The following is a 24,632-nucleotide window of genomic DNA, read 5'->3' as shown; positions in this document are numbered from 1 at the left end:
CCAACTTTAAAAAGCAGGATTTTCACAATAATTATATAGCAGCACTTATTATGGCTAGAAATAATGAACATACTACAGAAAAGAGATTTAACAAGATCTCTATAGGTTTAGCTTCACCCGAGTCCATTTTGGCAGAGTCTCGTGGGGAAGTGCTTAAACCTGAAACTATTAACTACCGTACACACAAACCAGAGCGTGACGGTTTATTCTGTGAGCGTATTTTTGGTCCTGTAAAGGATTACGAATGTGCCTGTGGTAAATATAAAAGAATTCGTTACAAGGGAATTGTATGTGATCGTTGTGGGGTAGAGGTTACCGAGAAAAAGGTGCGTCGTGACCGTGTGGGGCATATCAATTTGGTAGTTCCGGTTGCACATATCTGGTATTTCCGTTCTTTACCTAATAAAATTGGGTATTTATTAGGTCTTCCGTCCAAGAAACTGGACATGATTATCTATTATGAACGTTATGTAGTAATACAGGCGGGTATTGCAAAAAATGCAGAAGGAGAACAACTTAAAAGATTGGACTTCTTAACTGAAGAGGAATATCTTGATATCCTTGATACGCTTCCGCAGGAAAACCTATACCTGGAAGATAGCGATCCAAATAAGTTCATCGCAAAGATGGGTGCCGAATGTCTTATCGAACTTTTAAAAAGAATAGATCTTAATCAACTTTCTTACGATTTAAGACACAAAGCAAACCACGAAACTTCCAAACAACGTAAAACCGAAGCTTTAAAAAGATTACAGGTAGTTGAAGCACTTCGCGATTCCAACAAAAACCGTGAGAACCGACCTGAATGGATGATTATGAAAGTAATTCCAATCATTCCGCCGGAACTTAGACCTTTGGTGCCATTGGATGGTGGACGTTTCGCAACTTCCGATTTAAATGATCTTTACAGAAGGGTAATTATTCGTAACAACCGTTTAAAAAGATTGGTAGAAATAAAAGCTCCGGAAGTGATTTTGCGTAATGAAAAACGTATGCTTCAGGAATCAGTAGATTCACTTTTTGATAACACAAGAAAATCATCTGCTGTTAAAACCGATTCCAACAGACCGTTGAAATCCCTTTCCGATTCCTTAAAAGGAAAACAAGGGCGTTTCCGTCAAAACCTGCTTGGAAAACGTGTGGATTATTCAGCACGTTCGGTAATTGTTGTAGGACCGGAATTGAAAATGTTCGAATGTGGTATCCCAAAAGATATGGCAGCCGAGCTTTACAAACCTTTTGTAATCAGGAAACTGATTGAAAGAGGGATTGTGAAAACAGTAAAATCGGCAAAAAAGATAATAGACAAAAAAGAACCGGTAGTATGGGATATTTTAGAGAATGTTCTTAAAGGACATCCTGTATTGCTTAACAGAGCTCCAACCCTTCACCGTTTAGGGATTCAGGCATTTCAGCCAAAACTTATTGAAGGGAAGGCAATCCAGTTACACCCACTTGCGTGTACTGCATTCAACGCCGATTTCGATGGGGATCAAATGGCTGTTCACTTGCCACTTGGGCCAGAGGCAATTCTGGAAGCTCAGTTGTTAATGTTAGGTTCTCATAATATTCTAAACCCTGCAAATGGTTCCCCAATCACGGTTCCATCTCAGGATATGGTGCTTGGTCTTTATTATATGACCAAACCAAGGGTTTCTGAAGGAGATATAAAAATTAAAGGTGAAGGCCTTACTTTTTATTCTGCAGAAGAGGTTGTAATCGCTTATAATGAAAAGCAAGTTGCCCTAAATGCGGTAATTAAGATTAGAGCGAAAGATTTCAATGCGGAAGGTGAACTGGTAAATCAAATTATTGAAACCACTGTTGGAAGAGTTTTATTTAACGAAAGTGTTCCGGAGCAAGCTGGTTTTATAAATGAAGTATTGACCAAAAAATCGCTTCGTGATATTATTGGACAAGTATTAAAAGCAACCAGTGTTGCAGAAACTGCTGCGTTCCTTGATAACATAAAGGATCTGGGTTACAAATTTGCTTATACCGGTGGACTGTCCTTTAGTTTAGGTGATATTATTATCCCTGAAGAAAAAGGAGCTATGATTGCTGATGCCAATGAACAGGTTGAAGGAATTATAGGAAACTATAACATGGGTCTTATCACCAACAACGAACGTTACAACCAGGTTATTGATATCTGGACTTCTACCAATGCCGGTCTAACCGAATTGGCTATGAAGCGTATTCGTGAGGATAACCAGGGATTCAACTCTGTGTATATGATGCTTGATTCCGGTGCGCGTGGTTCCAAAGAACAAATCCGTCAGTTAACCGGAATGCGTGGATTGATGGCCAAGCCTAAAAAATCCAGTACCGGAGGAGGTGAAATTATTGAAAACCCAATCCTTTCCAACTTTAAGGAAGGTCTTTCAATTCTTGAATACTTTATCTCTACGCACGGTGCTCGTAAAGGTCTTGCCGATACCGCACTAAAAACTGCTGATGCCGGGTACTTAACCCGTAGGTTGGTAGATGTTTCTCAGGATGTAATTGTAAACCAGGAAGACTGTGGAACATTACGTGGTGTGGAAGTATCTCCGCTTAAAAAGAATGATGAGATCGTTGAATCTCTTGGAGAACGTATTTTAGGACGAATTTCACTAAATGATGTTTACAATCCTATAACTGAAGAGTTATTGGTTAAATCTGGAGAGGAGATTCTGGAAGCAGTTGTCACTAAAATTGAAAACGCCCCTATTGAAAGCGTAGAAGTGCGATCTGCACTTACCTGCGAAGCTAAAAAGGGTATTTGTGTGAAATGTTATGGCCGTAACCTTGCAACAGATAAGCTGGTGCAACGTGGGGAAGCAGTAGGAGTTGTTGCAGCGCAGTCAATCGGGGAACCGGGGACTCAGCTTACACTTCGTACCTTCCACGTAGGTGGTATTGCAGGAAACGTTTCCGAAGAAAATAAATTAATCGCCAAAGTTGGTGGTGTTGCAGAGATTGAAGATCTTAAAGTGGTTAAAGGAGAAGGACCGGATGGAACTATAACCGATATTGTGATCTCAAGAACTTCAGAATTGAAGATTAAAGATAAGAAATCGGGAGTGGTAATGACTACCAGTAACATTCCATACGGTTCGCAAATCTTTATCAACGATGGGGATACTGTTAAACGTGATGATATCATCTGCCAGTGGGATCCTTATAACGGTGTGATTATTTCAGAATTTGCCGGTAAGATCAAATATGAAAATATTGATCAGGGTATTACGTACCAGGTAGAAATAGATGAGCAAACAGGATTCCAGGAAAAAGTTATTTCTGAATCCAAGAACAAGAAGGTAATCCCTACTTTATTGATCCTTGGTAAAAAAGACGAAGTGATTCGATCTTATAACCTTCCCGTTGGAGCTCACCTTATGGTAGACAAAGACGAGAAGATCAAGGTTGGTAAAATTTTGGTGAAGATCCCACGTAGATCATCTAAAGCAGGTGATATTACTGGAGGTTTGCCTCGGGTAACTGAATTGTTTGAAGCGCGTAACCCATCAAATCCTGCTGTAGTAAGTGAGATTGACGGTGTTATTTCCTTCGGAAAGATCAAAAGAGGAAACCGTGAGATCATCGTTGAATCTAAATTAGGAGAAGTTAAAAAGTATCTTGTAAAACTTTCAAACCAGATCCTTGTTCAGGAAAACGATTATATACGCGCCGGAATGCCATTATCTGATGGTTCTATAACGCCAGAAGATATCTTGAGCATCAAAGGACCAAACGCGGTACAACAGTATCTTGTGAATGAGGTTCAGGAGGTTTATAGATTACAGGGTGTGAAAATCAATGATAAGCACTTTGAAGTTGTTGTTCGTCAAATGATGCGTAAGGTTCGTATTGTAGATCCGGGAGATACTATTTTCCTTGAAAATCAATTGATCCATAAAGCTGACTTTATCGAAGAAAATGATAATATTTTTGGAATGAAGGTAGTTGAAAGCGCCGGAGATTCTTCAAATCTTAAACCGGGACAAATTGTTAGTATCCGTGAGTTGAGAGATGAGAATTCTTCCTTACGAAGGGAAGATAAAGAACTTGCAACGGCAAGAGAAGCGATTTCTGCAACGGCTACGCCAATACTTCAGGGTATTACAAGAGCTTCGCTACAAACTAAATCCTTTATCTCTGCAGCGTCCTTCCAGGAAACTACAAAGGTTCTTAATGAAGCCGCTGTAAGCGGAAAAATTGATGATCTTGAAGGTCTTAAAGAAAATGTGATTGTTGGACATAAGATTCCTGCAGGAACCGGAATGCGTGAATATGACAATATTATCGTTGGTTCTAAAGAGGATTTCGAGGAAATGAAAGAAAGAAAACAAGAAGTTAATTACAATTAACGAGATTCCGGTTTACCGGTTATTGAAATAGTTTTAATCCCGTCCCTATTAAATGGGACGGGATTTTTTTGTACTTTTAAATGATCATTTTTTTGGAGCAGGCTCCAGAGGTGTTTCATAGAAAGAAATATTAGAAATTTCGATGAAATCCTGTCAAAAAGGGATGGCATCGAAGAATTAAACCCAATGCAGGGACAAAAATTAAAAAATAAATGAGCGAAGATAAAAAACCCAAAAAGGGGCAAATCAACATAGAGCTTGACGAGAAGGTTGCAGAAGGAACCTATTCCAATCTTGCAATTATCAACCATTCGGTTTCAGAATTTGTGGTAGATTTTGTGAGTATTATGCCGGGAACTCCTAAAAGTAAAGTGAAATCCAGAATAATCTTAACTCCGCAACACGCTAAAAGGCTTTTGAAGGCATTGGGCGATAATGTGCATAGGTTTGAAAAAGCCCACGGTGAGATAAAGGATTACGAGCAACCTCCAATTCCTCTTAATTTTGGCCCTACCGGCCAGGCATAAAATGACAAACCCGGAGTGAAAGCTTTGGGTTTTGTATTGAATAATAATTGCACTGGCATAGAAGAAAGTGATACTATTAAAAAGAACAAATTCTGAAGATCCCGATCTTCCCTTATTGGTAAAACAGCTTGATGAGGAACTTGCAGTGACCGATGGTGATGATCATGCTTTTTATGACCAGTTCAATAAACTGGACAGGATCAAAAATTTTATTATTCTATACCAGGATGACCTGCCCGTGGGTTGCGGGGCTATCAAAGAATATGAGTTGGGTATTGCAGAGGTAAAGCGTATGTTCGTAATGCCTGAAAGCAGAGGAAAGGGATTAGCTTCTTTAATCTTAAACGAACTGGAATTGTGGGCGGCAAAACTTTCTTTTAAGAAGTGTATTCTGGAAACGGGAATAAGACAGTCGGATGCTATCAAACTCTATAAAAAGAATGGGTACAAAATAATTCCTAATTATGGCCAATACGCAGGAATGGAAGAAAGCCTGTGCTTTGAAAAAGCCCTCATTCCTTCGGAATAAAAAACTTATTTTTTTCGGGAACCATTAAGAAATGGTTTTGATATAGGAAATTGTTGAAAGGTTCTTACTTCAAACAAAGGGCGCAAAGGGCACAAAGTGGCCGCAAAGATCACAGAGTTTTGCCATTCCATTCGGTACTTCTGTCAAATAGCACCTTTCTAATTTCCAATTCAATATTTAACTGGTTGATTTATTTTCAGTCATCATTTTTTTTCTATGCGCCCTCGGCGTTTTTTTTTCTTGGTGTGCTTAGTGGTTAAAAAGATAGGAAGCAAAACGGCATTTTTTAATTGAGATTTATAAAATCATCCATAATGTTCTAAAACATAACCAAAGAAATTAAAGTAAGAAGAACTTCAATTTCAAATTTCTCCGTTTTTCTGATTTCTTAAAATTCTGATGTAAAGTGAAACTTAATGTTCGGGTATTTTTGTTGAGTCATTTGAAGTGAAAACTGGGAATCGGCAAAGAAAACCAGTTGGCCACGTTTATCGTGCGCCAGGTATTTTGCTTTTACTCGTTTAAATTCCTTAAACTCTTCGCTTTTTATGTCTTTGGCCTCCACCCAGGTTGCTTTGTGGACATTCAGGTTTTCATAGGTACACTTTGCTCCGTATTCGTGTTCCAATCGATACTGTATAACCTCAAACTGTAAAGCTCCTACGGTTCCAATTACCTTTCTGTTGTTGAGTTCCAGGGTGAATAACTGTGCAACCCCTTCATCCATCAATTGATCTACACCTTTATCAAGTTGCTTGGTTTTCATTGGATCGGCATTGTTGATATACCTGAAATGTTCGGGAGAGAAGCTTGGTACTCCTTTGTAATTGAGGATTTCTCCTTCAGTTAAAGTATCACCAATCTTAAAATTCCCGGTATCGTGTAACCCTACAATGTCGCCGGGATAGGAAATATCCACAATTTCTTTTTTTTCAGCAAAAAAAGCATTCGGACTTGAAAATTTAAGATTTTTACCTAGCCGTACGTGGTAATAATTCTTGTTTCGTTCAAAGGTTCCGGATACTACCTTTATAAAAGCGAGTCTGTCCCGGTGTTTAGGATCCATATTGGCATGGATCTTAAAAACAAATCCCGAAAATTCCTTTTCATCTGGCTTTACATTTCTACTGTCACTATCTTTAGGCCTCGGAGTAGGAGCGATGGCTACAAAACAGTCCAGTAATTCCCGAACCCCGAAATTGTTTAAAGCCGATCCGAAAAATACAGGCTGAAGGTTCCCCTCCAGGTAAGCTTCTTTGTTGAATCTTGGATAAACCCCCTTAACAAGTTCAAGTTCTTCCCTTAAATCATCTGCAGATTTCTCACCTATCAATTTATCAAGTTCCGGAGAACTCAGGTCGCTGATCTCTATAGTGTCTTCAATGTCTTTTTTTGGATCTCCGGTAAAAAGATTCACGTTTTGTTCCCAGATGTTATAGATCCCTTTAAAATCATAACCCATTCCAATAGGAAAACTTAAAGGGGTAACGGTCAAATTTAGTTTTTGTTCAATTTCATCCAGCAATTCAAAGGCGTCTTTTCCTTCCCGGTCCATTTTATTTATAAATACGATCATTGGAATATTCCGCATTCTACAAACTTCTACAAGCTTTTCTGTTTGTTCTTCAACCCCTTTTGCAACGTCAATCACTACAATAACACTATCTACTGCGGTAAGGGTTCTAAAGGTGTCTTCAGCAAAATCCTTATGTCCCGGAGTATCGAGAATATTTATTTTTGTTCCTTTATATTCAAATGCCAACACCGAAGTAGCCACAGAGATACCTCTTTGACGTTCAATTTCCATAAAGTCACTGGTAGCGCCTTTTTTGATCTTATTGGATTTAACAGCGCCTGCCTCGTGAATTGCGCCCCCAAAAAGGAGTAGTTTTTCGGTTAACGTAGTTTTTCCTGCATCGGGGTGTGATATAATTCCAAAGGTTCTCCTTCGTTTGATCTCGTCGGTAAATTTCATAAGTGGATTCTTAGTGCTTTTATAGGTATTGTGTATTTCGATTTGATTTCAGCAGAAGTTTTTTAATTTCCCTTTATACTCATCCAGAATGCCTATTTAAGTGTGCAAAGATAAAAATTTTTGATGCATAAATTTGAATAGAATTTGGAATAGCTTTTAATCCCTCAAAGAGGGTTTAATTCCCCGAGGCTTTTAATAATTTCTACCTGCTTTTAGACTGCTACCTCTTTATTTTCTTATGATTTGGCTTCCCTATTTTGTATTTTTGAATTAAAAAAAGAGAATGCAGGAAGAAAAAGTGATTTTGGTGAACCAGAAAGACGAGCCAATAGGTTTGATGCCCAAAATGGAAGCACATCAAAAAGGCCTTTTACACCGGGCCTTTTCGGTATTTGTTTTCAATGATAAAAACGAATTAATGCTTCAGCAGCGGGCAATGGATAAGTACCATTCCCCGGGGTTGTGGACCAACACCTGCTGCAGTCATCAACGTGAAGGGGAGACAAATGTAGAGGCCGGAAAACGCCGTCTTCAGGAGGAAATGGGATTTACTACTCAACTTGATGACACTATTTCCTTTATTTATAAAGCCCCTTTTGATAATGGATTGACCGAGCATGAGTTCGATCATATTCTCGTTGGAAAATACAATGATATTCCTGATTTAAATCCGGAGGAAGCGGCAAGCTGGAAGTGGATGAGCCTGGAAGGTGTTGCACAGGATATGCAAACCAATCCTGGAATTTATACCGAATGGTTTAAAATAATTTTCGACAAATACTACCAAACAATACAACGATGAAGGTAACCGTACATAGGAAGGCTCATTTTAATGCAGCGCACCGCTTATTTAGAAAAGACTGGGACGACGCCAAAAACCTGGCTGTTTTTGGAAAATGCAGCAATCCTAATTTCCACGGCCATAATTACGAGTTAACGGTTTCTGTTACCGGTACCATTGATCCTGAAACCGGATTTGTAATGGATATGAAGGTGTTGAAGGATTTGATCTATTCTGAAGTGGAAACAGCTTTTGATCACAAAAACTTAAATGTCGAGGTGGAGGAATTTCAGTATCTTAATCCTACTGCAGAAAATATCGCGGTTGTAATTTGGAATAAATTGAAACCTAAATTAAAAATCGACCTGGAACTTTCAGTTACATTGTATGAAACACCAAGAAATTTTGTAACTTTTAATGGATAGTTTATGGGTTTGAAATGAGCATAGCTGAAACTCGATACAAACACGGATGAAGGTATGCGAATTACTCCCGATAGCTATCGGGAGACCTTTAAAAAATAATGAAAATCTGCATATGAAAAGAGGAGACACAGTTCCATCTGTAATATTGAAGGATAAGGATAAAAGGCCCTTTAATACGAATAGTTTTAAAGGAGAAAAAGCAACGGTGATCTATTTTTATCCGAAGAATTTCACTTCGGAATGTACTAAGGAGGCTTGCGAGTTTCGTGACAGTTATCAGGATTTTAAAGATCTTGGAGCAGAAGTTATCGCCATAAGTGCAGATTCTGAAGTTTCACATTCTAAATTTGTTACTAAATTTAATTTGCCCTTTATTTTTCTTTCAGATAAGAACAAAGAAGCGAGAAAGGCTTTTGGTGTGCAATCTTCCCTACTGGGGCTTTTGCCGGGAAGGGAAACTTTTATATTCGATAAAAAGGGTGTTTTGAGAATGCGTTTTAATAATATGTTTGCCTCCGGACATACGGAGAAAGCACTTGAAAAGTTGAATATATTAAAAGATGAAGAAGCATAACCTGTATTTATTGAAGTTTGATCCAATTTTAAAGGAGAAAGTCTGGGGTGGAAAAAAATTAAAACAACTTTTTAATAAGAATAGCCCATCAGATAAGACCGGAGAGAGTTGGGAAATTTCAGATGTTGAAGGAAGCGGCTCGATTGTTTCCAACGGGGAATTTAAAGGAAAATCCCTAAAATGGTTGCTGGAAGAATATAATTCCAGGCTTGTTGGAAAGAATGTATTTAATCGGTTCGGCACAAAATTTCCTTTGCTAATAAAATTCATTGATGCTTCCGAAAATCTTTCGGTGCAATTGCATCCCAACGATGAGATCGCGCAAAAAAGGCACAATTCCTTCGGAAAAACTGAGATGTGGTATATCATGCAGGCCGATAAAGATGCGGAATTGATTTTAGGTTTTAAGGATGTTATAACAAAACAGGAATATACCAGCCTTGTAGAACACAATAAATTGCTAACTGCTTTAAACAGTGAGCGGGTAAAGGTTGGGGACGCTTTTATGATAAATACCGGCCTGGTACACGCCATTGGAGCCGGAGTGGTATTGGCAGAGATCCAGCAAACTTCAGATATTACCTATCGTATTTACGACTGGGACCGCACTTCCAATTCCGGAGAAAAAAGAGAACTTCATACCGATCTGGCTTTGGAAGCAATCGACCTTTCCGCGAATAAAGATTTTAGAATAAAGTATGATCTAAAGCCGGACCAATCTTCAGAAATTATCACGACAAAATATTTTAAAACAAATATTATTCAGCTGGAAAGCCTGGTGAAAAAGGATTATTCCTCCCTGGATTCTTTTGTGATCCTTATGGGCGTAGAAGGAAAAGCCTTTGTGAAAAGTGGTGATAACAGCGAAGAATTAAAGCAGGGTGAAAGCATTTTGATACCTGCAGAGATCGATGAAATAACAATAGAAGGAGGAAATTCAAAAATTTTAGAGGTAAGTCTATAATTATATTGAAAAATAGATTAAATTCGCAGCCTAAATTTAAGAAAGAATGGCAAGTAAAAGATTGTTAAAGCGCGATGTGAATTATGTGATGGGAGATATCATTGAGGCAGCATACATCCACCAAATAGCAAATCCAAAGACAGATAACAAAAAATCTGAAGCGATCATTGATGAAGCAATTGCAGAATTTGATGATTTGATAAAAAAGATCAATGCAAAAGATGTTGAGAATAAATCACAACATTTTAAGTCAATTGAAAAAGAATTGGAGACTAAGGCAAATAAATTGGTGGCCAAGGTTAACGAATTGTAGAAAATAAAGGCCGATGTAGCTCAGCTGGCTAGAGCAGCTGATTTGTAATCAGCAGGTCGTGGGTTCGAGTCCCTCTATCGGCTCTTTTTAAAAAGCTTCTCCATTTGGAGGAGCTTTTTTGTTGAATTAAAGTGAGTGATAAGAAGTGAGTCCTATGCGAAGTCCTCCCTTGTCAAATGCGTGAAATGCTTTATGCTAATATTAGAAACTAAAAAACCCGGTAAAATCAATTACCGGGTTTTATATATAGGATCATTGTTATCCTGTAAATATTTTTGTGAAAGCTGAAATCAACCATTCCTTAAACAATTCAATGGGGTTTTAATAAACAAACCCTGCTTTTCTGAATTTTTCAATCATACCGATAATGAAAATTAGAAATCATAACTAAATGTTTTTCAGTTAATTAAAATGGATCTGCTTTAAGAAATTGTAGTAAGGTGCCTTCTTTAACCGCAAAGGTCGCAAAGGTTTACACAAAGGTCACAGAGAAATTCTCTTTCCCCGCGCGTTTTCAGTTCTCTTTTCTTTGAGCGGATTTTTCTTGAGCTTTCTGTAGTTAAATTTTTTTACCAAAAAAAGAACTTTCCATAATACATAACCATTAAAATCAAGTCTTGGTTCTTTGTTCTTGCAGTTACGCCAAAGGCGGAACGATCTTGATTCTTTTGCCGGACCTTACTGATCTTCTACTTTTTCTTCCAGCTTTTCGATCTTTCTTCGCTCTTTTAAAAATTCTTTCAGTTCTTTCCCGTATTTGGATTTTTTAACCGGTGGCGTCATAGAGTTATAGATGGTGTCCAGGTATTTAATATTCGCATCGAAAACCTCTGCTAATGCAAGGTAAGGAGCTATTTCCAGGTCCTTGTTCGTAATAGCGAAATTGACAGTATATAAATATTTCCTTTTCAATAATTGGTCATATTCCTTGTTCACATCCAAAAGCAATTCCTCGTTTTCATCGCGCTGGGCTTCAAAATTTTGCTGGATAAGCTCCAGGTTCCGGTCGTTAAACTTCTTTATTATTGCCCTGTAATCCTGCAATTTTTCCTGATTTGCAGAGCCGGTTACTTTGGCATCGATTTGAAAATTTTTAAGGGTAGTATTTATTGTAATCTCGCCTTCTTCGGCAAAAAACTCAATCCGGTCCTCATAATCTTCATTATCTACTTTATCCAGGGTTAGGTACATAATCTGTGGACTATCTATATAATCTTCCAGGATAAAATTTGCATCTCCGGATATTTCTACGGAATCTACATTCAACAAAATGGTGTCATCAATTTTTTGAAGATAGAGGGTTCCTTTTTTAAGTCCTTCTATATTTCCTTTCACAAGGAGGTTGCTTTCCTTTTTGGAACAAGCCACAATACTGATAAACAATAAAAATAAAAAACTAACTTTTTTCATGAATTTCTGTTGATTTAACGGGCGCAAATATCATATAAATTTTCAACCTTTACTAACCCGCGGCTGCCAATTGCATTAAAATTGTGCACAATATTGCACCGTAGGTTCCTACTACATAACCAAAAACAGCAAGCAGAACTCCAACCGTGGCAAGGGATGGGTGAAAAGCTGCTGCTACAACCGGGGCGCTGGCTGCACCACCAACATTGGCCTGACTTCCCACTGCAAGGAAAAAATAAGGAGCCTTGATCAATTTTGCTATCAGGATTAAAAGTCCGGCGTGAATAGCCATCCACACCACACCAATAGCGATAAGCCCCGGATTGTCAAAAACCATTGTAAGATCCATTTTCATCCCTATTGTGGCAACGAGGATGTAGATAAAAACACTTCCAATTTTGCTTGCCCCGGCACCTTCATAACTCTTTAGTCTTGTAAAGGAAAGTATAATTCCTATTGCTGTTGCAATGGAAATCATCCAGAAAAATGTGGATGCAAAGCTGGCTAAGGTGCTTTTTTTATCATTGAATACTTCAAAATTGGAAGTTAAGTAGTTCGCTATTCCATCTGCGCCCCAATGGGCGATTCCTACCGCACCAAAAGCGATTGCCAGCATGATCATGAAATCGGGAAGAGAAGGGGTTCGGGTAACACTTTCGGCGTAAGAGGCAACTCTGGTCTTTAGATTTGTAATTGCAGAATCATCTGCACCCAGCCATTTATCAATGCGTTCATTTCTTCCAATTCCAAAAAGAATTAAAGCCATCCAGAGATTTGCCACCACAATATCCACTAAAACCATTCCTCCATATAGATCGGGGTTGTATTCATAGATCTCCAGCATCGCTGCCTGGTTGGCACCGCCCCCAATCCAGCTTCCCGCAAGGGTAGAAAGCCCACGCCAAACCGCATCCGGACCTACCCCACCAACTGTTTCCGGTGATACCGCGGAAATTAACAAAATGGCCAGCGGACCACCAATTATAATCCCAATGGTTCCTGTGAAGAACATTATAAGCGCTTTAGGGCCTAAATTAAATATTGCTTTTAGATCAATACTCAGAGTCATTAAAACCAGGGAAGCCGGCAGGAGATACCTGCTGGCAATAAAATATAGTTGGGAGGTATCATCGTCGATGATTCCAAGAGAGTTGAAAATTGCCGGTATCAAATAACACATTAAAAGAGCAGGAACAACCGAGTAGAATTTTTTCCAGAAGCCTTCTTTTTGAGAGGAGGTGTAAAATACAAATCCCAGTGCGATCATCAAAATTCCTAAAACGATGGCATCATTGGTGAACAGAGGGGTGTTTTCCATAAATCGATTTCTTTGGGCGCCAAAATACAATTTTTATTACTGAATCCTCCTGTTTCAGGATATTTCAAGAGCATGTTTAAATAAAAATCTGCAAGGTTATTTAGGGGGGTGGTTTTAGGTGAATTTCAAGCCAGTTAGACTAATAATCCTGGTATTGGCTTTAAAGCTGCGATGCCCATTCGTCAAGTTTGAACTTGATTTTATATTCGGAATTATTGATCTATTTTTTGGAATACTTAATATCCAAAAATTTTCATTAAGCTTTTGGCCACACCATCTTCAATGCTTTTTTCGGCGATAAAATTCGATGCTTCAAGGGCTTCCGGGCGCGCATTTCCTACAGCAATTCCATATCCTATATTTCTAAGCATTTCTACATCATTGTAATTGTCTCCAATTGCGATGGCTTCTTCGGCAGAAATGCTGTAATGCTGTTTTAAAAGGAATTCTATAGCCGTAAATTTTGAGATTTTTTTATTGGCGATTTCCAGATAGGTATTCTTAGAACGATAAAGATGAAGTTCATTTGGATATTTTCGGGTTAAATAATCCCGAATTTGGTCTATGTGGGTTTCATCTCCCATCGCCATAATTTTATGGGCACCTTTATTTTCTGATCGCCATTTTTGGATTACCTCGGAGTTTGATTTAATCTGTGGGGTAACTTTCGTATTGTTCTCTTCCCTAAGCGCCCATTGATCCATTTCCGGCACATACCATTCATCTTTATGGTACAGGCTTAAATGACAGTTCAATTTGGCATTCATGGTACTTAAGTCTTCAATTATTTCCAAAGAAATCTCGGTAGAGCTAACCACTTTATTTTCAACAATCACCAAGCCACCATTATAGCTTATAATTGGAAGCGTTTCAATCTCCAATTCCTTCTGAAGATGTTTCATCGCCGCCGGCATTCTGGCTGAAATTAGTATAAAGGGAACTTTGTCTTTCAGTTTTTTTATTTCCAGAATGGTCGTTTCAGAAAGTTCTCTTTGTTCATTTAATAAGGTTCCATCTATATCTGAAAAAACTATTTTGTAATCCATTATTCTTCTTCTGTTTTTTGTTTTTTTGGATGCCGTTTAGCATCTTTAAGTGCATTAGAAAGCATGTACTCTATCTGCCCGTTGGTACTACGAAATTCGTCAGAAGCCCATTTCTCAACGGCTTTGAGCAAATCTTCGTCCAACCTTAGGGCAAATGCTTTCTTTTTACTCATCTCTTATTTAATTGATTTTACAAAATCCACCATGGTCGGGATCAATTCCGGGTGCAATGGCCTGGCAGGTTCATTGTAGGCCTTGGTGTTATCCAGGTTTTCTCCTTCAATTTTTCTAAAAATATGGTTCATGTCTTCCAGGATAACCAGTTTTGCATCTGGATTAGCTTCTTTTAAAAGTTCAGCATCCCTTACGTCCACTTGCAGATCATTGCTTCCGTTTATGATAAGTACAGGGATTTCCAACTTTGAAATTTCGCCTGCAGGATCATACTTCATCCAGGAATTGATGAAGGGCTGAACGCTTGGGCGAAAAATCGATTCCAGATAAGGACTGTAGTTTTGAGTGCTGCCATTTGTTTTCATTTCATCGAAAGCAATTCTTGCATTTTCTGATAGTTCTGCCGATTGTTTGGAAAGTTGACCCACGATAATATCATCAATTTTTCTGCCGGCACCGGCAAGGGAAATATAAGCATCAACAGTTTCGGCCTGAGCGCCCAAAATCCCAATCAATGAACCTTCACTGTGTCCTGCTATTATAATTTTACTGAAGTTTTTTTCCTTCTGAAAATATTGGATAATATTTGAAAGATCCAGGACAAAATCATTAAAAGAGAGGTCTTCTTCTTTCAACTTGAATTTATCCATTTTAAAAATACGCTTGTCATAGCGGAAGGAAGCAATTCCATTATCGGCAAGTTCCTTGCTTATTTTCTTAATTCCATCGTTTTTCATCATAGGCGCATTTCCATCCCTGTTAACGGGACCGGATCCCTGAATAAAGATCACCAATGGTGGATTTTCTGCATTTGCAGGAAGAACCAGTGTGCCATCTGTAAACTTGTCAATTGTCAAATTTTGCTCCACGGAGCTGATGGAGTCCTGTGCAAAACTTAAAGTAGTAAGGATAAGTACCAGGCAACTTAAAATAGATTTTTTCATTATGCTGTTTTATTATTTCGATTTATCTTGTGGTGATATTGACTAAGCACAGCTCTTGCTGCATCTGGTTTTTGGGTACCAATTAAAAACTTCTTTTTATCAATGGTTACAATTTGGATGCCAAGGTAGCCGGATACATTATATGCTTTTCTTCTGCTTGAACCTCTTATTCCCCAACCACCATATTCTACAAAGGGATTATATTTTCTTACATAGCATTCATCGATTTCTTTCCAGGAAAAGGATTTTTTTGAAAATCCCAGGGGTATAAATTTTACACTTACTCCTTCATTGTCAATCCTTGTTTCAAGTTGCATATAGAGGATGAATCCCATTGGTATGGACGCGATCAATAATAAAAGAACAAGAAAGGGGCTGTGAAAATTGGTAAACCCATCCGAATTTTTATAGATCGCGGTGATGAGTACTGCAAGAACAAGGATATAAATTGCATATAGCCACCACTGGTTAAATCGTTGTTTTTCTTCAAATACCCGCATGAATTAATGATTTAAAGTACCTGAGTTTACAATTGGAGTTACATCTTTATCACTGCACAGCACCACCATAAGGTTACTTACCATTGCTGCGCGACGTTCGTCATCCAGGTTGACTATGTTTTTTTTGCTAAGATCATTTAAAGCCATTTCCACCATACTTACCGCTCCTTCTACAATTTTATGTCTGGCGGCTACAATGGCAGTAGCCTGCTGCCGCTTGAGCATTGCATTTGCTATTTCATTGGCATATGCAAGGTATCCAATGCGAGCTTCCAGAACTTCAATGCCAGCTATTTCCAGCCGTTCCTGAACCTCTTTTTCCAGAGCTTCACTTACTTCATTTAAGCTGGAACGCAAGGTAATGTCTTCATCAAGGCCTTCATCTGCAAAATTGTCATAAGGATATAGGCTGGCTAGTTTTCTAACTGCAGCATCTGTTTGTACTACCACAAAATTTTCAAAATTATTCACTTCAAAGGCTGCTTTGTAGGTGTCTTGAACCCTCCATACCAGGATAGTGCTTATCATTATTGGATTTCCCATTTTATCGTTCACCTTTACACGCTCGCTGTCGAAATTCCTCGCCCGGAGGGAGATCTTCTTTTTTACAAACAGCGGGTTTACCCAGAACAATCCATTTTGTTTTACAGTGCCTTTGTATTTCCCAAAAAGAAGTAATACTCTGGATTCATTCGGATTTACAAGAATTAATCCGGCTGCCATAAAAAAAGATAAAAAGATAAGCAGGATAAACCAGGGTGACCTTAACATTATAAATCCTGCAATACTAACTACAAAAAGAAGAAAAATAAAAAACAGCATTAAGTAGCCGTTAGAAGGACTGGAGGTTTTTTCGTTTGAATCCATTTTTCGAGTGGTTTTTAAAAGTGATATTATATTGATATCGTAAATATATCAAATTAAGTTTTAATTACAAAATTAAAACTTAATAGTAAGATAAGATATCCTTCTTTATATTTGCACAACTCCGAAAATTAAGATTAATTTTTATAGAGGGAACTCAATGGAGGATACTGTTAAAATAAAACACTTATGAAAAACCTGTTACTACTTACTGTTTTTTTTCTGGGATTTAATAGTTCCATAGCTTCAGAATATGATTGGGGACAAAACGGCCATAGGGCTACTGGAAAAATAGCTCAAAATCATCTAAGTAAAAAAGCGAAAAAGGAGATTGATAAATTATTACAAGGCAAAAGTCTTGCATTCGTTTCCACGTATGCCGATGAAATTAAGAGCGACTCAAAATACCGGGAATATGGGCCTTGGCACTATGTAAACCTTCCTTCTGGAGAGACAAAATACAGTTTAGCAACCGCAAATCCGGATGGAGATCTACTTGCGGCCTTAAAAAAGTGTAAAGCCGTATTACAGGATGCATCTGCTTCCAGGGAGGAAAAGGAATTCTATTTAAAAATGCTTGTTCATTTTGTAGGCGACCTACACCAACCACTCCACGCCGGAAGGGGAGAAGATAAAGGAGGAAATGATATTCAGGTTAGATGGTATAATGACGGCACGAATATTCATAGTGTTTGGGATACCAAAATGATTGAATCCTATAATATGAGCTATACCGAATTAGCCGAAAATACCAGGGATCTCACCAAAGCGGAAAAACAACGAATAGCTTCGGGAACTTTTGAAGACTGGATGTACGAATCTAGGGAGTTAAGCAAAAAAGTGTACGCTTCGGCTGAAATTGGTGAAAAACTTGGATATCGCTATATGTACGATTGGTTTCCTGTAGTGCAGGAACAACTTCAAAAAGGCGGAATCAGGCTTGCCCAGGTTTTAAACGAGATTTATAAATAATCAACGTTTAGACATTTTATTATTTGAAATGGAACGTTGTCGGCTGCTTTTAAAGCGGCCGACTTCATTTTTCCGTAATTTTTGATGTTTGGTTTTTCTTCCCTGAACCCTTTTTCTCCAAAGTCTGAAACTGCCGGGTTTTAACTGAAGCCTCATAATCTCTATGACTTGCGCTTCAGTTATTTTAAACTGATATTCGATTGCTTCAAAGGTAGTTCTATCTTCCCAGGCCATTTCTATGATCCTGTCGATTTCCCTTTCAGTAAAGTTATGTTTGTTTACAATTTGATTCATTTTACAAAAGTATTTCAGAACTTTTTAAACGACTTATAAAATTGTCCTAAAAGTAAGATTGATCCTGGGAGCCACCTGTTTTTTTGTTTTTGGAAGCTGGTGTTTCCAAAAATGCTGGGTACTTCCAGCCATCAAGAGCAAACTGCCGTGTTCAAGATCCAGTTTAAACCTTTGATCTTGCCTGCCTTTATGTTTTAACTGAAAATTCCTGACACCTCCCAAACTTACGGAAGCGATTGCCGGATCTTTTCCCAACGCTTTTTCATCGTCTGAATGCCACCCCATACTGTCGTTTCCATCGCGGTAAAAATTGGCCAGGCAATGCGTGAAATCTTTTCCGGTTTGTATGTTGAGTTTTTGCTGTATTTCCAAAAGTTCCGGAGTGAAATTTTTCGGAATTAAAGTCAGATTGGAATAGGAGTAAGGCATATCATTAACAGCATACAGAGCTGTTAATCTTGGTTGGGGGATTCTTTTTCCGAAAATTGTAATATCCTGTTGCTGCCAGTTCAGTTCTTTCAGAAAGATTTGAAAATACTTGTCGGCACTTTTGGGATCTAAAAAATTAGAATAATAAGTTATATTAGAATCCGGGAGATTTAGATCGAATTCATTGGAATTGAATAAATCTATATTCATCTAGAACTGAAGATAATAATAGGCCCACCACATTAAACCGAACTGCAGCGGAATTCTTAGCCAAAGCGCCCATACCGGAAATCCTGCTCCGGCTTTTTTTGAAGACAGCATATAAAAATGAACCAAAAGAAAAAGGCTTAACATTAAGATAATTCCATAGATGGCAGGATCTTTTGTTTCTTCAAAAATCAATCCTATTCCAAGCAGTATTTCTGCAGCCCCGCTAAGAAAAACCAGAGATTTATGTGCCGGAAGATACCTGGGCATGATCCGTAAATAGATTTTTGGTTTTAGAAAGTGGAAAATACCGGAAAGAATATATATTCCAGCCATTAAATAAAGATGCCAGGGGTAGATCATTAGTTGTGAATTTGATTTTTAAAGATATAAGAAATTAAAGGAATCACGATTCCATCATTCTTGTTATTTCGTTTTTAATAAAAAAAATTGATTTAAAATTGAAAATTTAAGCAATAAATTGTGTAATCATTTGAAATTGACTACTTTTCAATCCCGAAAAATCTTAACCTAACCCCCAGTTATTGAAAAAAAATTACTTTTTTCTTTTTATTTTTTTAATGGCCTTTGCGAATCATTATTCGCAACAAAGCGCCTATAAAGACCTGCATTTAGATTCACTTTATGAAATAACTTCCGGTCATTTAAGTAAATACGAGTTTAAGGAATCTATTGAGGTTGCGATGCAATTGCTCCAGGAGTCCAAAAACAAGGGGAATGATTATTATCAGTATCATTCCATGAATATATTAGGTAATAATTATGCCAACTTAAAGGACACACTTCATGCCAGGCAACATTATAAAACGGCCCTGGAGATCGCTCTTAAATTGGACAGCGACACCCTGCTGTTAACCTCTTACAATAATTTGGGGAATGTCTATTCCGAAGATAGTAACACTACACAAGTGGGGATAGATTATTATAACCAGACCATTGAGCTGGCCACAAAAATGAACTATGAAAGCGAACTTTTGGCACCAACGGCAAATATTGCCTGGACCTATTTAGATAATCAGTTATATGATAAAGCCCTGCCTTATTTAAAAAGCAGCTGGAAATTATTGGGAAACCGGGATGAAGATTTAATAAGGTCCCAACTCCTCACCTTAATGGGACGCTATCACATGGGAGTGAATGAACCGGAAAAAGCAAAGGTTCATTTTGAACAAGCAATTCAAAAGGTAGAAAAAGACACCTTAATTCTTGAGGCTTCTTTGGTATATAAGGAATATGCTGCCTTATTGTTTAAGGAAAAGAATTTTGAAGAAGCCTTTCTTGCCTTGGAGAAATATAACCATTTTAATTCTCAAATTTTTGAAAAGGAAAAATTAAGACAAATTCAAGCTGTTAACGTGAAATTTGATGTGATCCAATACCAAAAGGATCTGGAAATTGCAAAAAATGAGCAGCTTTACAAAGATGAGTTAATTGAAAAATCTCAATTGAAAACACTTATTGCGATTATTTCTTCTATTGTTCTGGCAATTTTTCTATTCATCTTGTTTAAGATCAGTCAATCGCGTAGAAAATTAAATAAAGATCTTCTTGAAAAAAATAAGGAGCTTCTGCAAGCAAAGGAAGAGGCAGAGCGCCTTTCTATTTTAAAGACCCAATTTTTCTCTACCATCAGTCATGAATTACGAACACCCTTGTATGGGGTAATTGGTTTAACTTCTATTTTAATGGAAGACAAATCGCTGGTTAAACACGAGAGCGACCTTAAATCCCTTAAGTTTTCTGCAGATTATCTATTGGCTCTTATCAATGATGTGCTTCAAATGAATAAAATGGAGTCCAATTTGCTTAAATTGGAAAAGCTTTCATTCAATTTAAAGGACCACCTGGAAAGTATTGTGAAGTCCTTTGAGTTTACAAGGCTTCAAAATAAAAACACCATTCATTTGGATGTCGATTCGAAAATCACCTATAATTTGATTGGAGATCCGGTAAGGCTCTCTCAAATTCTTATGAATCTGGTTGGAAATGCTATGAAATTCACCGAAAGGGGAAATATTTGGATAACTTCAAAATTGCTTGAAGACGCAGATGCAACGGTAAAAATTTATTTCGAAATAAAGGATGATGGCTTTGGCATTCCTAATAATAAGCAGCAAATTATCTTCGAGGAATTCTCACAGTTAAAATCTGAGAATTATAATTACCAAGGTACAGGCCTTGGGCTTCCAATTGTGAAAAAGCTGTTAAATCTGTTTAAATCTGAAATACATCTGGAAAGTATCGAAGGAGAAGGTTCCGTTTTCAGTTTTGAAATAGAATTTAAAAAAGGCGGATTGAGTAAATCTGAAAATATAATTGAAGGAACTATGGGTTCCAATTTAGTTTTTTCTGAAACAGATGGGCAAGGGAAGCATATTTTGATAGTGGATGATAATCGAATCAATCAGGTAGTGACTCAGCGAATTCTTGAGCAAAAATCCTTTAGTTGTGATTTAAGCGATAATGGTCTTGATTCCATAGAAAAAATTAAAAATAAAGAGTACGATCTGGTTTTAATGGATCTTAATATGCCGGGAATTAGTGGTTTGGAGGCTACAAGGCAAATCAGGAAATTCAACAAAACCCTCCCCGTAATTGCTCTTACAGCAGTTGAAATAGAGGAAGTGCGCAAGGAAATTAAAGAAGCAGGAATGAACGATATTATCGTTAAACCTTATGATAATGCGACTTTTTTCCAGGTGATTTACAGAAATATCTCTACAGAAATCATTGCTAATTAGCCAATTTATTTTCAATCATTTATGTCCGGGAAAGAGTCAAGATCGTTCCGTCTATGGTGTAACTACAGGAACCAAGAACTAAGACCCGATTTTAAGGGATCTGTTTAGGTAAATGTTAAAAGGGCGCTTACTTTAACTACAAAGGGCTCAAAGGTCAGAGAGAAATTCTCTTTCCCGGCGCGTTTTCAGTTCTCTTTTCTTTGCGGGATTTTTCTTGAGCTTTCTGTAATAAAATTTTTTTACCAAAAAAAAAGCTTTCCGTTTCGCGGTTAACTTTTGAACTTTTCAACTTTGAAATTTCCAACTTTGAACTTTTTTAACCGTTGTGCTTTGTGGTTAATTTGCAACCAGAATCCCCATAAAGCTATTGAGGATTTGAAGATAAAGGTGGAATTATTTTAGAGTCCTCCGGTTTCGAAAAAAGTTCATCTTCGGGATTAAAAAAGTTGATATTGCTTATTTTTGCCTGGCCAATTTGTTCTCCAATGCCATCTTTTTCATTCCAGTTATGGAACGTCCAGGTTGTTGCAAAAGGGACTCCATCAATTACAACATAATCCTTGTACACAATCGCGTGCGGATTTTCTTCTGCTTTTCCTTTCTCTGTTCCAAAAGTAACTATATAAGCTGCAGCGTGTAAAAATCCTGTTTCTGGTTCCTGGTAAATTATATACCAGTCTTTAGGGGAATCTCCTATTTGGTTTTCAAAGCTTAGTTTAGCGCGGTTAAAAGAATCTCCGGCGATATGCTGGGGTTTCAAAAGTTCCCAATTTGTTCCGGGATCGGTTAGTTTAAAAGGCAAAGCAAAGAAATACTGCCAGGTAAACATATCAAACCTTGCTCCTTCTTCTTCGGCTATTTTAGGACATAAAAACACTTCTTCCCCATCATAGATTAATTTTACGCCATCTTTTTTATCTATCCTGATTTTTGTTGAGTTTGTTAAACTTGTGATCTTACCCGAAAACCGGGGATTACCGCCAAAGGTTAGATCGATATCAAATGCTACCGCTTTATTTGTTTTCCAGGTTTCCTTGCTATGGGCATTTTCTATATTCTGTGCAAAAACAACCGCAGGCGATACCGCTCCATCTCCTTTTCCGCCATCCGGTTCTGTCATGATCTTCTCATCTGCCAGCGTTTCTTTTTTCTCATTTTGATTGCAGCCAAAAACCAGCAATATTGATAAAGCAAGGAGTGTACGTTTCATATTTTTAAGTTAAAAAGTTAAAAAGCTAAAAAGTTAAAAGTTTGTTGAATGCTTTCAAAGCAATATAGGTTTTTCCTGAAAATGAAAAACCGCTTCACTTTATCTAAAAGCGAAGCGGTCTCAAATTTAAGATCTGAAATCTATGTGCTAAAATCTTATTTCACCATTTCAAAACTGCGTTTTATAAAGGCAGTCAATTCCTCCCCTTTCAAAAGGTTTTGAGACAAGCGTGCAAGATCAAGCGATTGCTTGATAAGGCGTTCCTGTTTCTTATCGGTTTTAGAATTTAAAATTTCAGAGATGAGGGCGTGGTTGGTATTTACCACAAGATTATACATCTCCGGCATATTGCCCATTCCAAACATTCCACCGCCACCGGTTTGTTGCATTTCCTTCATGCGTCGCATAAATTCCGGCTGTGTGATGATAAGTGGTGCAGCAGTGCTGTCCATGGCTTCCAGTTGAACAGTGTATTTTTCTTTTGGCACTACCTTTTCAAAATCGGTTTTTAGTTTCTCCTGTTCTTCTTCTGAAAGTTTGGAGATCTTATCATCCTCTTTTTTAATCAAATTATCAACGTGATCGCTATCTACCCGTACAAAAGAAATTTTCTCTTTTGAGGATTCCAATTTTTGAATAAGGTGTGAAATAATTGGAGAATCCAGCAATAACACTTCATATCCTTTATCCTTTGCGGCTTCAACAAAACTATGCTGAGTATCTTCGTTGGAAGCATACAGGATCACGGTATTACCATCTTTATCTGTCTGGTTGTCTTTTATTTTCTCCAGCAATTCATCAAAAATGTAATACTTCTTATCTACCGTAGGATAAAGCGCGAATTTATCGGCTTTTTCGAAGAACTTATCTTCAGAAAGCATTCCGTATTCAATAACGATCTTGATATCGTTCCATTTGTTTTCAAAATCTTCCCTGTTATTGGTAAATAAGGATTTCAGCTTATCTGCAACTTTTCGGGTGATGTAACTGGAAATTTTCTTAACGGCTCCATCTGCCTGAAGATAAGATCGGGAAACGTTCAACGGAATGTCTGGAGAATCGATTACTCCTCGCAACATCGTTAAAAACTCCGGCACTATACCTTCCACGTTATCGGTTACATAAACCTGATTTTGATATAATTGTATTTTATCCTTCTGAATATTCATATCCTGCCCCATTTTTGGGAAATACAATATTCCGGTAAGGTTAAAAGGATAATCTACGTTCAGGTGAATATGGAACAATGGATCCTCAAATTGCATAGGATACAATTCCCTGTAAAAATCTTTGTAGTCCTTGTCTTCAAGCTCTGTAGGCTGCTTGGTCCACGCAGGATTTGGATTATTTATAATATTATCTACCGTGATGGTTTCAGGTTTTGCGTCCTCGGGCGCATCTTCCGGAAGAGGAAGTGTTTCTTCCCTGGTTCCAAATTTTATTGGGACTTGCATAAACTTGTTATACTTCACCAGTAATTCCCTGATTCTTTCTTCTTTTAGGAATTGCTTATCTTCTTCATTTATATGAAGAATAATTTCTGTTCCCCGGTCCTTTTTATCTCCTTCTTCAATAGTAAAATCGGTGGTTCCTTCGCAAATCCAGTGAGCAGCAGGCTCATCTTTGTAAGACTTGGTAAGGATCTCCACTTTGTTGGCAACCATAAAGGCAGAATAGAACCCAAGACCAAAATGTCCAATGATACCGGTGTCTTTAGCCGAATCTTTATACTTTTCAAGAAATTCTTCAGCTCCGGAAAAGGCTACTTCGTTGATGTATTTCTCAACCTCTTCCCGCGTCATCCCAATTCCCCGATCTATAATATGCAGGGTTTTGGTTTCCTCGTTGATTTTGACCTCAATTGTAGGATTTCCATATTCTACATCGGTTTCCCCAATAGTGGAAAGATGTTTCATTTTGATAGTTGCATCGGTCGCATTGGAGATTAACTCCCGCAAAAAGATCTCATGATCGCTGTAAAGGAATTTCTTTATAAGAGGGAAAATGTTCTCTACAGATACATTAATTTTTCCTGTTGCCATATATTCTAGTATTTAGTTGA

The 24,632-nt window shown here is 37.7% G+C and carries 23 protein-coding genes and 1 tRNA gene; 11 read left to right on the top strand and 13 right to left on the bottom strand.

What is annotated here, in order from left to right:
* The first annotated feature begins 50 nt into the window (after positions 1–50).
* The 3 genes from rpoC to ACKGJN_RS06575 all read left to right on the top strand — a co-directional run bounded on the left by rpoC (position 51) and on the right by ACKGJN_RS06575 (position 5,408).
* Entirely contained in the window at positions 51–4,352 is a 4,302-nt protein-coding gene (gene rpoC / locus ACKGJN_RS06585; protein WP_409538662.1) for a DNA-directed RNA polymerase subunit beta', read from the top strand.
* Between the two features lie 212 nt (positions 4,353–4,564).
* Positions 4,565–4,879, top strand: a complete 315-nt coding sequence (locus ACKGJN_RS06580; protein ID WP_409538661.1) for a DUF3467 domain-containing protein — start codon at positions 4,565–4,567, stop codon at positions 4,877–4,879.
* 67 nt (positions 4,880–4,946) lie between these two features.
* Positions 4,947–5,408 carry a GNAT family N-acetyltransferase gene (locus ACKGJN_RS06575; protein WP_409538660.1) on the top strand — a complete coding sequence of 154 codons (462 nt, stop codon included), beginning with the start codon at positions 4,947–4,949 and terminating at the stop codon, positions 5,406–5,408.
* 388 nt (positions 5,409–5,796) lie between these two features.
* Here ACKGJN_RS06575 and ACKGJN_RS06570 read toward each other — a convergent pair whose 3' ends face one another.
* Entirely contained in the window at positions 5,797–7,383 is a 1,587-nt protein-coding gene (locus ACKGJN_RS06570) for a peptide chain release factor 3 (RefSeq protein WP_409538659.1), read from the bottom strand.
* A 283-nt stretch (positions 7,384–7,666) separates the two neighbouring features.
* Here ACKGJN_RS06570 and idi point away from each other — a divergent pair, with 283 nt between their 5' ends.
* From idi to ACKGJN_RS06540, 6 genes are all read left to right on the top strand, one after another.
* Positions 7,667–8,185 (top strand): isopentenyl-diphosphate Delta-isomerase, encoded by a 519-nt coding sequence (idi, locus tag ACKGJN_RS06565; protein WP_409538658.1) that lies wholly within the window; start codon positions 7,667–7,669, stop codon positions 8,183–8,185.
* The gene (locus ACKGJN_RS06560; protein ID WP_409538657.1) at positions 8,182–8,589 is read left to right on the top strand and encodes a 6-pyruvoyl trahydropterin synthase family protein; all 408 of its coding nucleotides are present in this window, start codon (positions 8,182–8,184) and stop codon (positions 8,587–8,589) included. Before idi ends, ACKGJN_RS06560 begins: the two co-directional genes overlap by 4 nt.
* A 106-nt stretch (positions 8,590–8,695) precedes the next feature.
* The gene (locus ACKGJN_RS06555; protein ID WP_409538854.1) at positions 8,696–9,163 is read left to right on the top strand and encodes a peroxiredoxin; all 468 of its coding nucleotides are present in this window, start codon (positions 8,696–8,698) and stop codon (positions 9,161–9,163) included.
* Positions 9,150–10,127 (top strand): type I phosphomannose isomerase catalytic subunit, encoded by a 978-nt coding sequence (locus ACKGJN_RS06550; protein ID WP_409538656.1) that lies wholly within the window; start codon positions 9,150–9,152, stop codon positions 10,125–10,127. Before ACKGJN_RS06555 ends, ACKGJN_RS06550 begins: the two co-directional genes overlap by 14 nt.
* Positions 10,128–10,173: 46 nt before the next feature.
* Positions 10,174–10,440 carry a hypothetical protein gene (locus tag ACKGJN_RS06545; protein ID WP_409538655.1) on the top strand — a complete coding sequence of 89 codons (267 nt, stop codon included), beginning with the start codon at positions 10,174–10,176 and terminating at the stop codon, positions 10,438–10,440.
* Between the two features lie 9 nt (positions 10,441–10,449).
* A tRNA-Thr gene (locus tag ACKGJN_RS06540) sits at positions 10,450–10,523 on the top strand.
* A gap of 595 nt (positions 10,524–11,118) precedes the next feature.
* On the opposite strand, the gene ACKGJN_RS06535 is transcribed toward ACKGJN_RS06540, so the two are convergent.
* The 7 genes from ACKGJN_RS06535 to ACKGJN_RS06505 form a co-directional block, all read right to left on the bottom strand.
* Positions 11,119–11,850 (bottom strand): DUF4369 domain-containing protein, encoded by a 732-nt coding sequence (locus ACKGJN_RS06535; RefSeq protein WP_409538654.1) that lies wholly within the window; start codon positions 11,848–11,850, stop codon positions 11,119–11,121.
* A 52-nt stretch (positions 11,851–11,902) separates the two neighbouring features.
* Positions 11,903–13,168, bottom strand: coding sequence for a DUF819 family protein (locus tag ACKGJN_RS06530; RefSeq protein WP_409538653.1), 1,266 nt, complete (start codon positions 13,166–13,168; stop codon positions 11,903–11,905).
* Between the two features lie 236 nt (positions 13,169–13,404).
* Positions 13,405–14,214 (bottom strand): HAD family hydrolase, encoded by an 810-nt coding sequence (locus ACKGJN_RS06525; protein ID WP_409538652.1) that lies wholly within the window; start codon positions 14,212–14,214, stop codon positions 13,405–13,407.
* Complete coding sequence (locus ACKGJN_RS06520) at positions 14,214–14,387, bottom strand: type II toxin-antitoxin system antitoxin (protein ID WP_409538651.1); 174 nt, start codon at positions 14,385–14,387, stop codon at positions 14,214–14,216. Before ACKGJN_RS06520 ends, ACKGJN_RS06525 begins: the two co-directional genes overlap by 1 nt.
* Before the next feature lie 3 nt (positions 14,388–14,390).
* Positions 14,391–15,332 carry an alpha/beta hydrolase family protein gene (locus ACKGJN_RS06515; protein WP_409538650.1) on the bottom strand — a complete coding sequence of 314 codons (942 nt, stop codon included), beginning with the start codon at positions 15,330–15,332 and terminating at the stop codon, positions 14,391–14,393.
* A complete protein-coding gene (locus ACKGJN_RS06510; RefSeq protein ID WP_409538649.1) occupies positions 15,332–15,832 on the bottom strand; it encodes a hypothetical protein in 501 nt (166 codons plus the stop codon). The genes ACKGJN_RS06515 and ACKGJN_RS06510 overlap by 1 nt, the downstream gene beginning before the upstream one ends.
* 3 nt (positions 15,833–15,835) lie before the next feature.
* Positions 15,836–16,699 carry an SPFH domain-containing protein gene (locus ACKGJN_RS06505; protein WP_409538648.1) on the bottom strand — a complete coding sequence of 288 codons (864 nt, stop codon included), beginning with the start codon at positions 16,697–16,699 and terminating at the stop codon, positions 15,836–15,838.
* A gap of 186 nt (positions 16,700–16,885) precedes the next feature.
* On the opposite strand from ACKGJN_RS06505, the gene ACKGJN_RS06500 reads away from it, so the two are divergent.
* Entirely contained in the window at positions 16,886–17,668 is a 783-nt protein-coding gene (locus ACKGJN_RS06500; RefSeq protein WP_409538646.1) for a S1/P1 nuclease, read from the top strand.
* On the opposite strand, the gene ACKGJN_RS06495 is transcribed toward ACKGJN_RS06500, so the two are convergent.
* The 3 genes from ACKGJN_RS06495 to ACKGJN_RS06485 are packed head-to-tail and all read right to left on the bottom strand — an operon-like array spanning position 17,669 to position 18,961.
* Positions 17,669–17,962, bottom strand: a complete 294-nt coding sequence (locus tag ACKGJN_RS06495) for a TIGR03643 family protein (RefSeq protein WP_409538645.1) — start codon at positions 17,960–17,962, stop codon at positions 17,669–17,671. It abuts the gene before it with no gap.
* 33 nt (positions 17,963–17,995) lie between these two features.
* Entirely contained in the window at positions 17,996–18,601 is a 606-nt protein-coding gene (locus ACKGJN_RS06490) for an alpha-ketoglutarate-dependent dioxygenase AlkB family protein (RefSeq protein WP_409538644.1), read from the bottom strand.
* Entirely contained in the window at positions 18,602–18,961 is a 360-nt protein-coding gene (locus tag ACKGJN_RS06485) for a DoxX family protein (protein WP_409538643.1), read from the bottom strand.
* Positions 18,962–19,143: 182 nt separating this feature from the next.
* On the opposite strand from ACKGJN_RS06485, the gene ACKGJN_RS06480 reads away from it, so the two are divergent.
* Positions 19,144–21,360 (top strand): tetratricopeptide repeat-containing hybrid sensor histidine kinase/response regulator, encoded by a 2,217-nt coding sequence (locus ACKGJN_RS06480; protein WP_409538642.1) that lies wholly within the window; start codon positions 19,144–19,146, stop codon positions 21,358–21,360.
* Between the two features lie 364 nt (positions 21,361–21,724).
* On the opposite strand, the gene ACKGJN_RS06475 is transcribed toward ACKGJN_RS06480, so the two are convergent.
* A complete protein-coding gene (locus ACKGJN_RS06475; protein WP_409538641.1) occupies positions 21,725–22,570 on the bottom strand; it encodes a hypothetical protein in 846 nt (281 codons plus the stop codon).
* Between the two features lie 155 nt (positions 22,571–22,725).
* Positions 22,726–24,612 carry a molecular chaperone HtpG gene (htpG, locus tag ACKGJN_RS06470; RefSeq protein ID WP_409538640.1) on the bottom strand — a complete coding sequence of 629 codons (1,887 nt, stop codon included), beginning with the start codon at positions 24,610–24,612 and terminating at the stop codon, positions 22,726–22,728.
* Positions 24,613–24,632: the final 20 nt, after the last annotated feature.

Source organism: Gillisia xinjiangensis (genome assembly GCF_046298265.1).
In the GTDB taxonomy this organism is placed as follows: domain Bacteria; phylum Bacteroidota; class Bacteroidia; order Flavobacteriales; family Flavobacteriaceae; genus Gillisia; species Gillisia xinjiangensis.
This window is presented reverse-complemented; position numbering and strand designations above follow the sequence as displayed.

Coding starts and splice junctions, on each gene's coding strand:
- ACKGJN_RS06560 (WP_409538657.1), top strand. CDS start 8,182: ATGAAGGTAACCGTACATAGGAAGGCTCATTTTAATGCAGCGCACCGC.
- ACKGJN_RS06545 (WP_409538655.1), top strand. CDS start 10,174: ATGGCAAGTAAAAGATTGTTAAAGCGCGATGTGAATTATGTGATGGGA.
- rpoC (WP_409538662.1), top strand. CDS start 51: ATGGCTAGAAATAATGAACATACTACAGAAAAGAGATTTAACAAGATC.
- ACKGJN_RS06500 (WP_409538646.1), top strand. CDS start 16,886: ATGAAAAACCTGTTACTACTTACTGTTTTTTTTCTGGGATTTAATAGT.
- idi (WP_409538658.1), top strand. CDS start 7,667: ATGCAGGAAGAAAAAGTGATTTTGGTGAACCAGAAAGACGAGCCAATA.
- ACKGJN_RS06485 (WP_409538643.1), bottom strand. CDS start 18,961: ATGATCTACCCCTGGCATCTTTATTTAATGGCTGGAATATATATTCTT.
- htpG (WP_409538640.1), bottom strand. CDS start 24,612: ATGGCAACAGGAAAAATTAATGTATCTGTAGAGAACATTTTCCCTCTT.
- ACKGJN_RS06550 (WP_409538656.1), top strand. CDS start 9,150: ATGAAGAAGCATAACCTGTATTTATTGAAGTTTGATCCAATTTTAAAG.
- ACKGJN_RS06490 (WP_409538644.1), bottom strand. CDS start 18,601: ATGAATATAGATTTATTCAATTCCAATGAATTCGATCTAAATCTCCCG.
- ACKGJN_RS06525 (WP_409538652.1), bottom strand. CDS start 14,214: ATGGATTACAAAATAGTTTTTTCAGATATAGATGGAACCTTATTAAAT.
- ACKGJN_RS06510 (WP_409538649.1), bottom strand. CDS start 15,832: ATGCGGGTATTTGAAGAAAAACAACGATTTAACCAGTGGTGGCTATAT.
- ACKGJN_RS06570 (WP_409538659.1), bottom strand. CDS start 7,383: ATGAAATTTACCGACGAGATCAAACGAAGGAGAACCTTTGGAATTATA.
- ACKGJN_RS06475 (WP_409538641.1), bottom strand. CDS start 22,570: ATGAAACGTACACTCCTTGCTTTATCAATATTGCTGGTTTTTGGCTGC.
- ACKGJN_RS06530 (WP_409538653.1), bottom strand. CDS start 13,168: ATGGAAAACACCCCTCTGTTCACCAATGATGCCATCGTTTTAGGAATT.
- ACKGJN_RS06535 (WP_409538654.1), bottom strand. CDS start 11,850: ATGAAAAAAGTTAGTTTTTTATTTTTATTGTTTATCAGTATTGTGGCT.
- ACKGJN_RS06515 (WP_409538650.1), bottom strand. CDS start 15,332: ATGAAAAAATCTATTTTAAGTTGCCTGGTACTTATCCTTACTACTTTA.
- ACKGJN_RS06520 (WP_409538651.1), bottom strand. CDS start 14,387: ATGAGTAAAAAGAAAGCATTTGCCCTAAGGTTGGACGAAGATTTGCTC.
- ACKGJN_RS06580 (WP_409538661.1), top strand. CDS start 4,565: ATGAGCGAAGATAAAAAACCCAAAAAGGGGCAAATCAACATAGAGCTT.
- ACKGJN_RS06505 (WP_409538648.1), bottom strand. CDS start 16,699: ATGGATTCAAACGAAAAAACCTCCAGTCCTTCTAACGGCTACTTAATG.
- ACKGJN_RS06495 (WP_409538645.1), bottom strand. CDS start 17,962: ATGAATCAAATTGTAAACAAACATAACTTTACTGAAAGGGAAATCGAC.